Source organism: Brachyspira pilosicoli P43/6/78 (assembly GCF_000325665.1).
Taxonomy (GTDB): Bacteria; Spirochaetota; Brachyspiria; order Brachyspirales; family Brachyspiraceae; genus Brachyspira; species Brachyspira pilosicoli.
In genome coordinates, this window is sequence record NC_019908.1 from 691,050 (window position 1) to 705,601 (window position 14,552).

At 25.9% G+C, this 14,552-nt stretch carries 12 protein-coding genes and 2 pseudogenes; 5 read left to right on the forward strand and 9 right to left on the reverse strand.

The window, feature by feature from the left end; genetic code table 11:
- The 7 genes from rfaD to BPP43_RS03090 all read right to left on the reverse strand — a co-directional run bounded on the left by rfaD (position 1) and on the right by BPP43_RS03090 (position 6,401).
- Positions 1 to 948 (reverse strand): ADP-glyceromanno-heptose 6-epimerase, encoded by a 948-nt coding sequence (rfaD, locus tag BPP43_RS03060; protein WP_014935908.1) that lies wholly within the window; start codon positions 946 to 948, stop codon positions 1 to 3.
- A 28-nt stretch (positions 949 to 976) separates the two neighbouring features.
- Positions 977 to 2,059 (reverse strand): UDP-N-acetylglucosamine--N-acetylmuramyl-(pentapeptide) pyrophosphoryl-undecaprenol N-acetylglucosamine transferase, encoded by a 1,083-nt coding sequence (locus tag BPP43_RS03065; protein ID WP_013245229.1) that lies wholly within the window; start codon positions 2,057 to 2,059, stop codon positions 977 to 979.
- Positions 2,056 to 3,150 carry an FtsW/RodA/SpoVE family cell cycle protein gene (locus BPP43_RS03070; protein ID WP_013245228.1) on the reverse strand — a complete coding sequence of 365 codons (1,095 nt, stop codon included), beginning with the start codon at positions 3,148 to 3,150 and terminating at the stop codon, positions 2,056 to 2,058. The genes BPP43_RS03065 and BPP43_RS03070 overlap by 4 nt, the downstream gene beginning before the upstream one ends.
- Positions 3,151 to 3,163: 13 nt before the next feature.
- Complete coding sequence (locus tag BPP43_RS03075) at positions 3,164 to 4,033, reverse strand: hypothetical protein (RefSeq protein ID WP_015274132.1); 870 nt, start codon at positions 4,031 to 4,033, stop codon at positions 3,164 to 3,166.
- A 159-nt stretch (positions 4,034 to 4,192) separates the two neighbouring features.
- Positions 4,193 to 5,479, reverse strand: coding sequence for a glucose-1-phosphate adenylyltransferase (locus BPP43_RS03080; RefSeq protein ID WP_013245226.1), 1,287 nt, complete (start codon positions 5,477 to 5,479; stop codon positions 4,193 to 4,195).
- An 85-nt stretch (positions 5,480 to 5,564) separates the two neighbouring features.
- Positions 5,565 to 5,951 (reverse strand): hypothetical protein, encoded by a 387-nt coding sequence (locus BPP43_RS03085; RefSeq protein WP_015274133.1) that lies wholly within the window; start codon positions 5,949 to 5,951, stop codon positions 5,565 to 5,567.
- A gap of 54 nt (positions 5,952 to 6,005) precedes the next feature.
- Positions 6,006 to 6,401: a hypothetical protein gene (locus BPP43_RS03090; RefSeq protein ID WP_015274134.1), complete on the reverse strand. Its 396-nt coding sequence runs from the start codon at positions 6,399 to 6,401 to the stop codon at positions 6,006 to 6,008.
- Positions 6,402 to 6,574: 173 nt separating this feature from the next.
- Here BPP43_RS03090 and BPP43_RS03095 point away from each other — a divergent pair, with 173 nt between their 5' ends.
- The 5 genes and pseudogenes from BPP43_RS03095 (at position 6,575) to BPP43_RS03115 (ending at position 12,345) form a co-directional block, all read left to right on the forward strand.
- Positions 6,575 to 6,958 (forward strand): rhodanese-like domain-containing protein, encoded by a 384-nt coding sequence (locus BPP43_RS03095; protein ID WP_015274135.1) that lies wholly within the window; start codon positions 6,575 to 6,577, stop codon positions 6,956 to 6,958.
- Between the two features lie 59 nt (positions 6,959 to 7,017).
- A pseudogene (gene polA / locus BPP43_RS03100) lies at positions 7,018 to 9,796 on the forward strand (DNA polymerase I).
- Between the two features lie 55 nt (positions 9,797 to 9,851).
- A complete protein-coding gene (locus BPP43_RS03105) occupies positions 9,852 to 10,457 on the forward strand; it encodes an HAD family hydrolase (protein WP_015274136.1) in 606 nt (201 codons plus the stop codon).
- Between the two features lie 15 nt (positions 10,458 to 10,472).
- Positions 10,473 to 11,524: pseudogene (locus BPP43_RS03110) on the forward strand (tetratricopeptide repeat protein).
- Positions 11,521 to 12,345, forward strand: coding sequence for a GGDEF domain-containing protein (locus BPP43_RS03115; protein ID WP_015274139.1), 825 nt, complete (start codon positions 11,521 to 11,523; stop codon positions 12,343 to 12,345). The pseudogene BPP43_RS03110 and the gene BPP43_RS03115 overlap by 4 nt, the downstream one beginning before the upstream one ends.
- Here BPP43_RS03115 and BPP43_RS11960 read toward each other — a convergent pair.
- Both BPP43_RS11960 and BPP43_RS03125 read right to left on the reverse strand, forming a co-directional pair.
- Complete coding sequence (locus BPP43_RS11960; RefSeq protein ID WP_015274140.1) at positions 12,311 to 13,303, reverse strand: alpha-1,2-fucosyltransferase; 993 nt, start codon at positions 13,301 to 13,303, stop codon at positions 12,311 to 12,313. The genes BPP43_RS03115 and BPP43_RS11960 overlap by 35 nt on opposite strands.
- A gap of 218 nt (positions 13,304 to 13,521) precedes the next feature.
- Positions 13,522 to 14,229 carry a DUF6198 family protein gene (locus BPP43_RS03125; RefSeq protein WP_015274141.1) on the reverse strand — a complete coding sequence of 236 codons (708 nt, stop codon included), beginning with the start codon at positions 14,227 to 14,229 and terminating at the stop codon, positions 13,522 to 13,524.
- Positions 14,230 to 14,552: the final 323 nt, after the last annotated feature.

Consider the following 14,552-nt stretch of genomic DNA (forward strand, 5'->3'; position numbering starts at 1 on the left):
TTACATTAAATATCCGCTGCTCTCTTCAAGCACTTTGGCATATTTTTTTACGCCAGTATTTACATTCATAAACTCTTTAGTATATCCAACTTTTTTCAAATTAGTTAAATCTGCCTGAGTGTATTTTTGGTATTTTCCTTTAAGAGCATCAGGGAAAGGAATATACTCAATTTCAGAAGAAGAGTACATCTCTTTTAAAGCCTTAGCAATCTCCACAAAACTCTCAGCCTTACCAGTTCCGCAGTTAAATATACCAGAAATATTTTCATTTTCAAAAAAGAAATTGTTTACACTTACAACATCATCAACATGTATAAAATCCCTTAAAAAATTCTCACTTCCCTCAAAGATTTTCATTTTCTCACCAGCTTTAATCTGATTAAATAAATGAAAAGCAACTGAAGCCATTCTACCCTTATGATTCTCCTGCGGACCATATACATTAAAATATCTTAACCCCACAACCTGACTATTAATTTTTTTATTCCTAAATAAAATATTAACATACCTGTCAAATTGATATTTAGAAAAAGCATAAACATTAAGCGGATACTCATTCTTCTCATCTTCAGCAAATCCATTCTCCCCATTTCCATAAACAGAAGCACTTGAAGCATAAAAGAATCTTACTTTATTTTCTAAACAAGCATGCAAAATATGCTGACTATATTCATAATTGTTTTTCATCATATATTTTCCATCAGTCTCCATTGTATCAGAACAAGCTCCCTGATGAAATATAGCATCTACTTTATTATTTTCAACAAAAGAATAAACATCAAAATCTTCTTTATCTATATAATCTCCAAAAACAACCCTATTTAAATTTTTATGTTTTGAAGCATTTTTTAAATTATCAACTATTAGTATATCACTTATACCTAAATTATTTAAACCTCTAACTATATTAGAGCCAATAAATCCAGCACCGCCTGTTACTATAATCATATATTTTAATCTCCTTTTATTTAGTTTTTTATTTTCTTTTAATATTGTCCATAATACTAAGAATATCATTAACAATAGCAGTAACCGCTCTTGAAGTATAATTCTTCCTAATATTCTCTCTCATCACATTAAGCCTATCTTGATTATTTAAATTTTTTATTATAATCTCTCCCAATTGCTTAGAATCAAGATCCGCCTCATTCATTAAATAAGCCATATCTTTGTTCACCAATTCCAAAGCATTATAATATTGATGATTATCCGTAGCATAAGGGAAAGGCACTAAAAGAGAAGGCACATTAACAGCCAATATCTCACTAATAGAACTGCTTCCAGCCCTAGATACTACAAAATCAGCAGCATGAAGCAAAGTAGCCATGTCTTTATAATAACTATGAACTGTTACATCTGTTATTTTTTTATCATTAACTTTTGCTATTATTTCAGAACCCCATTTAGGACCGGCAAGCCATACTATGTGAAGATTTTTTACATTCTCTTTCACATTTTTTATGCAATCTAAAAATATATTATTTAATTTTAATGCCCCCTGAGAGCCTCCCATTACAACAAGCAATTTATCATCATCTTTTAATTTCATGATAATTCTAGAAGATTTTCTATTTACAATAAAGAAATCATCTCTAACAGGGTTTCCCATTACTTTTCCTTTAGGCATATATTGCAAAGTCTTAGAAAAAGTAAGATAAGCTCCTTTAGCATGTTTATAAAATATTTTATTAACTTTTCCTGGTATAGAGTTTTGTTCGCATAAAAATATAGGTATTTTTTTTAATTTAGCCACATACAGCATAGGCATAGAAACAAATCCGCCCATTCCTATAATACACTCAGGTTTATGTTTTTTGATTATATTATTAGCTTTTATCATTGATGGTATAAACTTAAGTAAAAAAGCAATATTTTTTAATAAATTTCCAGGAGAGTTTATCTCTAAATAATTATAATCATAATGAGGTGGTATTAAATTATAATCTCTAGCTGCCACCACAAGTCTAGGGTTATGTCCAAGTTTTTTTAAATGGTCATATATAGAAATTGCAGGTGTTATATGACCAGCTGTACCGCCGCCAGATAAAATTACATTCATTCTTCTCTCCTTTGAGTTATTTTTAATAAAATAGCAAACATTATCATATTAACAACTAAAGCATTTCTACCATAACTTATAAATGGTAAAGGCATACCAGTTGTAGGAAGCATTAAAGTTGCTACCATCATATTTAAATATGCTTGTGCACTAATAAATATATTGATACCAAAAGATATATTTTTTAGAAACAAGTCTTTTATTCCAGATGAAATTATAAATCCTCTAATAGTAAAAGAAAAAAATAGGAGTAACAAAATAATATCCCCTATAAATCCATGTCTCTGAGCAATAGAAGCAAAAATAAAATCAGTCAAAGCTGCTGGTAAATGAGTGCTGACTTCTCTAATATCTTCATCAGGTATTCCAGCAATCCCTCCATAATTAAAAGCTAATTTAGCCCTATTAATTTGATACATCTCTTCTTGTGATTGTGTATGAGGTGTTAGATACGAAGTTACTCTTGCTTTCATATATGGAGTATTTATTATAAATATTATAAATATAACTCCAAGTAAAATACCAGTAACAATTAAATATCTTAATGGAATGCCGCCGTAAAAAAACATAGAAAAACCAACTAAAGCAAATAATAATGCTGTACCAGAATCTGGTTCAAACATTATGAGCAAACATATAAGCATTAATATAATTAGCGGAGGAATTAAACCATTACTAACATGTTTAAGCTTATCTCCTTTATTGGCAAGTACACTAGATAAATATAAAACCAATGTTATTTTTGCTATTTCTGAAGGCTGAATTGTAAAAACTCCAAAAATAGATAACCATCTTTTAGCATAACTGCCTTCTACGGATATACCAAATATTAAAACTGCTATAAGAAGTAGTAAAGTACCTATTAATATTGCAGGCATAAACCTATCTATAGCATCAAAAAAATCTGGAACTATTAATATTATAAAATTAACCACTAACATCATTAATAATAGTTTAAGATGATTATAAAAATAAGGTTCATTTGGTTCATGAATAGTCTGTGCTCCATATATGGCAACTAATCCGGCAGCAAGCAATGCTATGTATATAATAACTAAATATTTATCAGGTAATAATTTCCTTTTTGACATAAAAACCTACACTCTATAAAATTTTATAAACTAAAGATGCTTTTGCCTCTATAAAAGTACTGCTGTTATAATAAGGCAGCTTTACATGCAAACCAGAAGAAGCTAATATATCTAGCGACAATCTGTTTTGTAAAAATTTAAAACTAATAAAACCAACTATAGCTAATTTATGCGTTAGTATATTTGAGTTTACAAGATAAGTTAAAGCATAAGAAGCACCTATATAAAACGGGGATATATTAGCAAGTATAAAAAAATCATTCATAATTTCAAATTCACTTTTTTTATGAAGTATAGCAGTTCTTGAATCATAATAATAGTTTTTATCCCCAGCAAAAACATAATTAAAGCTAGTACTATTAATAAAAATCACATATGGCAGTTTATATAAGAAATAAGGTGTTACCCCAGCAACTACACCTATAGCATCTGTTTTTGACATTCCAAGTAAAGAACCATATGAATAATCTACATTGTTATTATCAAATCCAGCATATCCAAAATTCATAATATTATATATATAATTAAAATAAGCATTAACTCTTATACCGAAAAAAGACAATGGTCGAATATCTGCAAATAATCCAATCATATCTGATGATAATGAAAAATTATTTTCTATACCCAAATCAAGTTTAGTATTTTGAAATATTTTATTTGTTCTATCATCATTATAAATTGATGTTCTATAATACAATTTGGTTTCTGCATTAAATTTTATAAAATTGTATCCGCCAGCAAAACTCTGCTCAAAATAAAGTTGATGTTTATTGTTTGTGTTTATTACAACATCATCCATGCCTATATTAAAAAGAGTATTTATATCTGCATATATAATACTAATGTATAATAAAAAAACGATAGGAACAAATTTTATTTTCATCTTAACATAATCATATAATATAATTTTATAAACATAATATATAATAACTTTATAAATTAAAAAAATCAATAGAGTTAAAATGATTTTAAAAATTATTTTAATAGAATTTATTTTTATAAAAAAGGCATTGAGTAAAAAACCCAATGCCTAATTAAGAAATTATATTACTGTACCACTTTTTACAATAGTGTTTTTAGGAATAATTACTATACCATCTCTAATACAGTAGAAATCACTATCTTGATGCTGTATTTTCTTTTTATTAGTAATAATAACATCATTACCTATTCTAACATTCTTATCTATGATAACATTTTTAAGCGTACATTTTTTACCTATACCAACTTTAGGCAAATGCTTAACATTTAATCTCTCTATATCTTCACTAGTTTCATAGAAGTCGCTACCCATCATAATAACCTTTTCTAAAGTAGAACCGCTCTGTATAACTGAACGAAGACCAATTACTGACTCTTTAATAGTAGCATTTTCTATTCTACAACCATCAGCAATGATACTTGAAGTAATAGTAGCTTTTTCAACTTTTGAAGGAGACAAATAACGCACATGAGTATATATAGGAGCATCTTCATCATAAAAATCAAAAGGAGGATTCTTGCTTCCAAAAGATATATTAGCATCAAAATAAGCTTTAATAGTACCTACATCTTCCCAATAGCCTTGGAAAGCATAACTAAATACTTTATATTTTTTGATAGCTTCAGGAATAATATCTTTACCAAAATCTATCATAGAAACATCGCTAAGAAGTTCTTTTAAAACATTTCTTCTAAATACATATATACCCATAGAAGCTAAATATTCTTTTTTAGGGTCTTCTATTTCAAACATCTTTTTTTGTTCATCACTCAACTTTAAAGAATTTAATACATCATCTTCTTTAGGCTTTTCTTGGAAGTTAGTAATTTGTCCTCTTTTGTTTACAAGCATTACCCCAAAACCTTTAGCATCTTCACGCACTACAGGAACAGTTCCAACAACTATATCAGCACCAGTTTCAAGCATATGTCTTACCATAACATTATAATCCATACGATAAACCTGGTCTCCAGAAAGTATCAAAACATTATTAACATAGTCATTGTCAAAGTGAGCAAGATTTTTTCTCACAGCATCAGCAGTACCTTGATACCAATCTATATTAGTGTCAGTTTGTTCTGCTGCCAATATACTAACATGTCCCCCAGAGAAGTTATCGAATCTATAAGCATTATAAATATGGTTATTTAAAGAAGCACTATTGAATTGAGTAATAACATAAATATTTCTAAGACCGCTATTTATACAGTTAGAAACAGGTATATCAATCATTCTATAATGACCGCCTAATGATACCGCAGGTTTAGAACGATCCTTAACAAGAGGATAGAGTCTTGTACCTCTGCCTCCTCCTAAAATTAAAGCTACTGTATTATATGATCTCATAAAAAAACTCCAAATTATTTTACACTTAATTTATATTATTAAGTATAGTAAAAAAAAATGAAGTTTTCAAGAAATATAAAATATATCACTTTTTATAACATAAAACATCTTTGAAAAAAGCAGAGCCATCATTAAAAGTTACTGTCATTTTTAATAGATTATCTGAAATAAATTGTAAAGAACCAGCCATTACACCTGTTTGAAAATTATAATTAGGGTCTTTACCTCTCATATCATTGCCTGTAACTGTATTTACTGTTCCATCTGTTATAGGATTACCTATAGTATCTGATGAATAATATAATTTAAATCCGCCGTCAGATGTAACTTCAACTACTAAATAAGAATCAGCAGAAACTGTTTTTTCACTAACAAATTTACCAGTACGCTTTGAATCTAGAGGATTTGCTGCTGATTTACAAGATAAAACAACAAACATAATTGATAGCATTATTAACAATATTTTTTTCATAATAATAATTACTCTCCATATATTTTCTATATTATCGGTATTATGCAGTATAATTTAATCGAATTTATCACAAACTATATTCTCAAGATTAAAAATACCCTGACCTTTTATTGTAACTTCAACTTGATTATCAGAACGAAAAACTAATTTACCAACATAATCATTATTAGAAAAATTATAAACATTACCATCGCCTATAAAATTAATAAAATTAATTCTATCATATCCAGGGACCATATCCATATTAGTATCTCCATATCCACCAAAATAAATAATTAATCCGCCGCTTTTTATATCAAGGTATAAATATTTATCATATCCATCACCAAAAATTGGTTCTCTGCTTCTAAATCTGCCCATATACCTATCAGAAATACCAACATAAGCTATATCATAACATGAACTGATACAAGTAATTATAATAAAAAATAATAATATTCTTTTCTTCATTAATAACCCAATAAATAATATAATATATATTTCGTCAAATAATTTTTATTATATTATAAATATAATAAAAAAAAAGAGGTTTTGTTTTATAAACAAAAGCAATAAAACAATTGACTTTTTTTACAATTGTTATAATATCATCTGTATATTCTAACATATTTTAGGAAAAATAAATGAAAAAAATTATAATAATATTATCTATTTCTTTCTTATTCATTGCATGTTCAAATAAAGGATATAAAAACGTTAATATAGAAAAAGCAATTAAATTAGTAAATAGCTCAACAAACCTAGTAATTTTAGATGTTAGAACAAGGGAAGAATATTTATCAGGCAATATTCCAAATGCTATTAATATTGATGTATTAAGTCAAGACTTCAAATCAAAAATAGATATGTTGGATAAAAATAAAGAATATTTAATATACTGCAGAAGCGGAAATAGATCAACTATTGCATCTAGCATAATGTCTACAAATGGATTTCTTAATATTTATAATTTACAAAATATAACATATCAAGATTTTGCTAATGCAATGCTAACAAATAATAGATAATAAAAAAAACAAAAAATAATATTTTTGCATAATTTTTATTTTTGTTATATAATAAAAAAATGAAAAAAACATTTCTTATTATTGATGCTTTTGGTATACTTTATAGATATCATTTTATTTTTTTGAAACGCCCTCTAATAAACTCAAAAGGTCAAAATGTATCTTCAATTAACGGTTTTTTAAGAACATACTTTTCTTTGATTAACACCTACCCTGCTGATTATACTGCAATAGCACTAGACAGTTCAAGAAAAACTTTTAGAAGTGAAATATATAAAGCTTATAAAGAAAATAGAGAAAGCATGCCTGATGATTTAAGAAGTCAAATACCTATATTATACAATCTTATAGATGCACTTGGAATCACAAGGATTGTTCTTGATAATTATGAGGCTGATGATATTGTAGGATGCATTGCTCAAAAATAATAAAAAAGAAAATATTAAAACTATAATATATTCTCCAGATAAAGATATTCTTCAGCTTGTTGATGAGAACACAAAAGTAATAGCAAGTAATAAAGATAATGAATTAATAGAATATGATATAAATATGGTTAAAGAAAAAAGAGGAGTATACCCTAATCAGATTATAGATTTACTTTCTCTAATGGGAGATGCTTCTGATAATATACCTGGTGTGAAAGGAATTGGAGAGAAAACAGCTTTAAAACTTCTTGAAGAATATGACACATTAGACAACATATATAAAAATATTGATTCTATAAAAGGAAAGATACAAGAAAAACTTATTGCTGATAAAGACAATGCTTATATGAGCTATGAGTTAGCTACAATTAAAAGAGAGATAGAAGAATTAAATATAGATTATAAAGAAATTGAAAAAAACAAAATTAATATAGATGAAGTCAATAAAATATTAGATGATTTAGAATTAAAACAAATAAGAGACAAGATTAATTCATATATATATGGTTCTTCTTCAAAGAAAAAAGAAGAAAAGGTTCAAATATCTAAACAAACTAAACAAGAAACTAACGCAGAAGATAACACAGAAAAAACTATAGTAGTATCCAACGCTAAAGATAATAATGCTAAATACTATTTAATAGAAAATGAAACAGAATTACAAAATCTTTTAAACGATATAAATGCTAAAAAACTCGTTTGTATAGATTTTGAAACTACAGGATTAGACACTTTAACAGATGAAATAATAGGAATATCATTTGCAATAAAATCAAAAGAAGCTTTTTATTTAGATTTAAGCGGAAGAACAAATATAGATATAGAAGCTTGCAAAAAATTAGTATTTGATACTTTAGCAAAAGAAGACATAAAAATAATAGGTCATAATTTAAAATATGAATACAAGATGATGCGTGCCATTGATAAAAAAATGGGCAATATGTATTTTGACACTATGGTAGCTGCCTACTTGATTAACCCAAGCAGAGGCAGATACAATATGGACGACCTTGCTTTAAGCTATTTATCATACAACACTATAAAATATAGCGATATTACAGATAATGCTAAAAAGACTTTACTTGATGTTGAATTAAAAGATGTTGTTGAGTATGCTTGTGAAGATGCTGATATTACATTTAGATTTTATGAATACTTTGCTCCACTTTTAAACACATATAATCTTGAGGATTTATTTTTTAATGTAGAAATGCCTCTTATTAGTGTGCTTGCTGATATGGAGTTTGATGGTGTTTATATAAGCACAGAAAAAATGAAATCTCTATCAGAAGAATATGCTTCACTTTTAGAAAAAACAAAAGCAAAAATATACGAAAAAGCAGGAGAAGAGTTTAATTTACAATCTCCAAAACAGCTTGAATATATTTTATTTGAAAAACTAAAAATTAACTCTACTAAAAAAACAAAAACAGGTGCTTATTCAACAGATGAAGAAGTGCTTAGAGAACTTGCTCAAAGAGAAAAAATTGCTGAGTATATGCTCACATACAGAAAATACTCAAAATTAAAAAACACATATCTTGATGTATTTCCTACACTAGTGCATAAAAAAACTAATAGAATACATGCTTCTTTCAATCAAACAGTAACTGCAACAGGACGTTTATCTTCATCAGAGCCTAATTTGCAAAATATACCTGCAAGAGGAGATGAAGGCAAAGACATTAGAAACACTTTTATAGCAGAAAAAGGAAATGTATTAATAGCAGCAGACTACTCTCAAATAGAATTAAGGCTATTAGCTCATTTCAGTAATGACCCTGTGTTGGTGGAAGCTTTCAAAAATAATGATGATATACACAGAAAAACTGCAATGAAAATATACTCTGTAAGCAAAGAACATGTAACTCCTTCAATGAGAAACACTGCAAAAATAATTAACTTCTCTATTATCTATGGTAAAACAGCATTCGGGCTTTCAAAAGAATTAAACATATCAAGAAAAGAGGCTGATGATTTTATTAAAGGATATTTTTCAACATATTCTCAAGTAAAACCATTCTGCGAAAAAGTTATAGAAGATGTAAAAGCCAAGGGTTATGTTCGCACTATGCTTGGAAGAATTAGAGATTTATCTAAAACTATAAACTCATCAAATGCGGTTGTGAGAAATGAAGCTGAAAGAATGGCATTAAACACTCTCATTCAGGGAAGTGCTGCTGATATGATAAAAGTAGCCATGATTGCTATACATAAAGAGTTTAAAAATCATTTCAAAACTGCTAAAATTGTTATGCAGGTGCATGATGAATTGGTTGTTGAAGTTTCTGAAAAAGAATCTGATAAAGCTATGACTATAATGAAAGAGATAATGGAGCATTCTGTAAAAACAAATGTTCCTATTACAGTTGATATACATAAGGGATTAAGTTGGGGAGATATTCATTAACTTATGAAGATTGCTTTTTTTGATTTGGATAAAACTATTATAAAAAAAGATTCTATTGTTCCTTTTATGTTTTTCTAACTTAAAAAAAAATCCAAAAAGTTTTATTTATTATATTAGACTAATTCCATATTTTATTTTATTTCTTTTTAAGATTATAGACAATTCAAAAATTAAATACGAAATAGCTCATATTTTTAAAAATATTCCTATAGAGTTTGGCGATAGTATTGGAGAGGAGTTTGCGAATACTGTTGTACCTAGTTTATATTATAATGATGCCATCAAAGAAATAAACAAATTAAAAGAAGAAGGCTATAAGCTTATAATGGTTACAGCAAGTTTTGAAATATATGCAAAGTTTATAGGAAAGAACTTAGGTTTTGATAGAGTTATGGGTACAGAGTTATGGATTTTTAGAGATAAATATACTGGCTTTATGTATGGAAAAAATTGCTACAATGAAGCTAAAAGACATAGACTTTTTACTGAAGGGATTTTTAAAAAAGATATATCACAAAATATTGTATATAGTGATTCTATTAGCGACCTACCCTTCTTTGCTTTTGCAAGTAAAAAAGTATGCGTTAATCCTGATAAAAAATTAAGAGAATATGCTATAAGCAACAAAGAAAAAAATTTTTCTATAGTGGAATGGAAATAAAAACGGAGTGTTTTAATGGACAATATAGAAAATGAAATAAAAGAAATAATCAAAGAAACAAATGAAAATATTTTAAATGCAATAAATACATTCATAGAAAAAAACAATTTAGATTATGCCAAAAAAGAATTGCATTACAATTAATAAATAAAGAGCCAAATTATAAAGAAGGATATTTAGTATTATCTGATATATTTTATGATGAAGAAGATTATAAAAGTGTTATACATATTTTGGATAAAGCATTAGAACATCTTCCAAAAGACAAAGATATATTAGAAAGTAAAATAGAAGCATTGATAAGCACTTACAAATATGAAGAAGCAAAAGAAACAATAGAAGAGCTAATATCTCTAGGAGATGTTAATGCTAGTGTATATGGGCAATATGGAGTTTTACTTTCAATAGAGATGAAATATAAAGAAGCTATTGAGAAATTTAAAATGGCTATATCATTAGATAAAGAAGATGTATTATCTATGATTAATATGTCTATAGTTTATGCTGCAATATATGAGTATGATAATGCTATAGAGATATTAGAAAAAGCTTTTAGTATTAGCAAAGATTCTAATATTCAGGATAAAATTGATAATATAAAAAGACAAAAAGAAAACTCAATTTTTAATTTTTCAAAGTTTACTGTAATTAATGCAAAACCTGACAAGTTTAATTTGATTGTACCAGAAAACTTTAATGCTAGTGTAGAAAACAATGTATTAAAAATAGAAAATGATGAGAAGACTATTTCTATACTATTAAGCTATGATAATTCTAAGTATGATGAAAAAGAGATTGCTCAAATATTAAATAATTTTAAAGCAGAAAATAAAAACCTCTATTCTATAATATCTCCTCTATATGTTGCAAAAAGAAAAGAGCATAATGATATATTTGGCTCTATAATTTTTAATTGTAAAACTAAAAATAATAATTTATTTAATGCAATGGCAATAGTAGTTAAAGAAGAAGAGTCAATAGTACTAACTATTATCTCAACACTTGCTACAAGCAATAATCTAATATTTTTAGCAAAAGAAATAATTAATAGCTTATATATAAAATGATTAAAGAAATAAACAAAATAATAAAAACTCTAAACAACATACCAGAACCATTTTCTGTAGACGGTATAATAAAAACATTTGAAAAAAGTTCTAAAAAAATAATAAAAAACTTTGCTCTATATTTTTATAAAGATAATAATTCAAATCTATGGTACTCTACTTCAAAAAGCATAATAAAAGAAAATAATAAATACAAATTAAAAGCAAGAAATTATGAGTTTGGTTATTTAATAATAGAAAGCAGTGTTGAAAAAGAATATTTAGAAATAATAGTAAATCATTTATCTATAATACTCTACAGTGAAAAACTATCATTTTTAGCAAATAGAGATAAGCTTACTAATTTATACAACAGAGGATATTTATTAAAATATTTAGAAAATAAAAAAGATGAAATATACTCTATAATTATAATAGATTTAGATAAGTTTAAACATTATAATGATAGTTATGGTCATAATGTTGGAGACCATGTATTAAAAATAGCTTCAAGGGTAATGAGAGAGACTCTAAAACAAATAAAATATAATTCACTTCTTGCAAGATACGGAGGTGAAGAGTTTATTATAGTTATTGATACAAAAACTAAAAAAGAGCTTTTTAATATAATGGAAACTATAAGAAAAACAATATATGAAACAGATTTTTCAACTGATGAATATTCTCTAAAAGCAACAGCTTCATTCGGCGGAGCAATTAAAACCGATAATGATACAATTAATAGCCTAATAGAAAAAGCAGACAAAGCATTATATGAAGCAAAAGAAACAGGAAGAAACAAAAGTATTATAAATAATCATACTGAAACTTACAAGCTTTAATAACAATTTTATTTTCATTATTATTAAAACGAGTAGCTAAATCTCCAAAACCACCCAAAGATATTATATAATGTTTTGCATTTGACATTAAATATATATCTAGATATGGAGGATTTTTACAACTACTAACTTTATAAGATATTCTATTATTTAATTTTTTTATTATATTTTTATTAACCCAATCTATATCATCAGAAAAAAAGAAGAATGTAGGATTTTTTAATTCATTTGATAACTTATTTATAGATTCTATAAAATAATTAGCATAATTTTCATAGCTACTATTAAATACTTCTTTAAAACAAGACATAACATAACTATCACCTAGCCTAATATGAATAGCTACAGATTCACTATTTTTCAATTCATTGTATAATACTAAATTATCTTCTTTCAAAGTACTATAATGATATTTATCTAAATCTATATTTTTAGTTATATCACTAACATTAATATCTAAAATTCTAGGGTAAGAATATAAAAATAAGTTTTTATTATTCTCTAAATAATTATTAATATCATATCCAAAATATGATTCATTTATAACAGAAAAACATGCCTTATAAAAAAATATCTCATCATAACTAGCAATTTTAAAATCTATATCAGGACATAGTTTAATGAGCTCAAACGGTCTTTCATCTTTACCATCAATATCTTTATGTTTATAATCAAACCAAGTTATATCATATTTAACAGTAAAATTATAATGTTTCTTTATAGATTCACCTAATATATATTTCCAAAATTGATCAGCCAATCCGCCTTGACATTCTATAATAACTATACCAGAGTCATTATTGTTTCTTTTTTTATTTAATTCTTTAGATATATATTCAATTTTATATAAAGAATTAACAATATCATATAGTATATTTCTTAAATTATCTCTATGTTTTTTTATAGGTATAATACGAACTATTTTATTTATAAGATGTTCATAATTATTGTATAGCATAAAATTAATAAATATTTTAGTATTTTTGTTTTATTTTAACATATAAAATACTTATGTCAATATAATACAGATTAATAAGAATTGCATTATAATATTTTTAATAATTTAGTCTTTTATTTTCTTTATATTATTTCTTAAACTACTTCATTTTATATCTCATAGATAATAATCTAAATATTAGAAATTTATAATAATTTTAAAATATTTTTAATAAAAAATTACACTTCATTTTTTTTGTGAAATAGTTTTTTTATATATGGGATAAATTCTAGCTTTTTATCAAGTATTTTTCCTATAAAAGAAATAGACTTACCCATCGTAAAAGCTGCAAGCACAGTACCTATTCCAAGACCTTTTATATGACCTAAACAAAGAAATGTAAGTACCGCTGTTGTTAAAAGACAAGTTACATCAAATATTATCTTTACTTTTGCATAAGGCACTTTTATTATATTTGATAATTCTCTTGGAAACAAATCTGTAGGTATTATAGGAAGTCCGCATCTATTTGATAATGCTATACCAAATGCTAGTATAAAATAGCTTATTAAAAAATATATTATTCTAGTTGTTATTGTTAGCGGCAGATGATTTATCCAAGCAGCATGTATATCTACAAATTTACCAAAACAAAAACCTACAACAAAACTAAATAAATATTCACCAACAAATTTTTTTCTTAATATCATAAGTATTAGTACAAGCAATGTTTGAAAAATATAAATAAAAGTTCCAAGAGATATATTTTTAATAACTTCAGAAAAAGCATAAGGAACACTTGATATAGCAGATATTCCAGATCCTGAATAAAGCATTAATACAACACCAAAGCTATTCATAATAACAACTAAAATTAATGCTAATTCACCGCTTATTATAAAATGTTTATTTTTATTATCTAATAGTATATCATTTTCTGATATCATAGATTTATCCTTATATAGTATGTATACTTATTAACTTATATATTATATAGCTAATTATATATTAATCAAGAAATTTATGATAAGTTTATTTTTTAATTTATTTAGTATTCCCGCCCTTTTATTTATTATAGTTTCATTTTTAATTTTAACTTTTAGTATACTTAATATTTACAAAGAAATTACAGCACCCGCCCAAGTTTTTTTAAATTTAAAAATAATCCTACGCACGGTGAATAAAATTTTATATCTAATAAAAATTAGAATTAACGATTAGTATATATTTATAATTTTACTCTGCGTGCGTTGTAGAGATAAAAAAATAA

What these genes read in the sequence shown, in the direction of transcription:
- BPP43_RS03080 (WP_013245226.1), bottom strand. Translation starts at nt 5,479, where the DNA reads ATGAGATCATATAATACAGTAGCTTTAATTTTAGGAGGAGGCAGAGGT.
- BPP43_RS11960 (WP_015274140.1), bottom strand. Translation starts at nt 13,303, where the DNA reads ATGCTATACAATAATTATGAACATCTTATAAATAAAATAGTTCGTATT.
- BPP43_RS03095 (WP_015274135.1), top strand. Translation starts at nt 6,575, where the DNA reads ATGAAAAAAATTATAATAATATTATCTATTTCTTTCTTATTCATTGCA.
- BPP43_RS03075 (WP_015274132.1), bottom strand. Translation starts at nt 4,033, where the DNA reads ATGAAAATAAAATTTGTTCCTATCGTTTTTTTATTATACATTAGTATT.
- rfaD (WP_014935908.1), bottom strand. Translation starts at nt 948, where the DNA reads ATGATTATAGTAACAGGCGGTGCTGGATTTATTGGCTCTAATATAGTT.
- BPP43_RS03065 (WP_013245229.1), bottom strand. Translation starts at nt 2,059, where the DNA reads ATGAATGTAATTTTATCTGGCGGCGGTACAGCTGGTCATATAACACCT.
- BPP43_RS03115 (WP_015274139.1), top strand. Translation starts at nt 11,521, where the DNA reads ATGATTAAAGAAATAAACAAAATAATAAAAACTCTAAACAACATACCA.
- BPP43_RS03090 (WP_015274134.1), bottom strand. Translation starts at nt 6,401, where the DNA reads ATGAAGAAAAGAATATTATTATTTTTTATTATAATTACTTGTATCAGT.
- BPP43_RS03070 (WP_013245228.1), bottom strand. Translation starts at nt 3,150, where the DNA reads ATGTCAAAAAGGAAATTATTACCTGATAAATATTTAGTTATTATATAC.
- BPP43_RS03125 (WP_015274141.1), bottom strand. Translation starts at nt 14,229, where the DNA reads ATGATATCAGAAAATGATATACTATTAGATAATAAAAATAAACATTTT.
- BPP43_RS03085 (WP_015274133.1), bottom strand. Translation starts at nt 5,951, where the DNA reads ATGAAAAAAATATTGTTAATAATGCTATCAATTATGTTTGTTGTTTTA.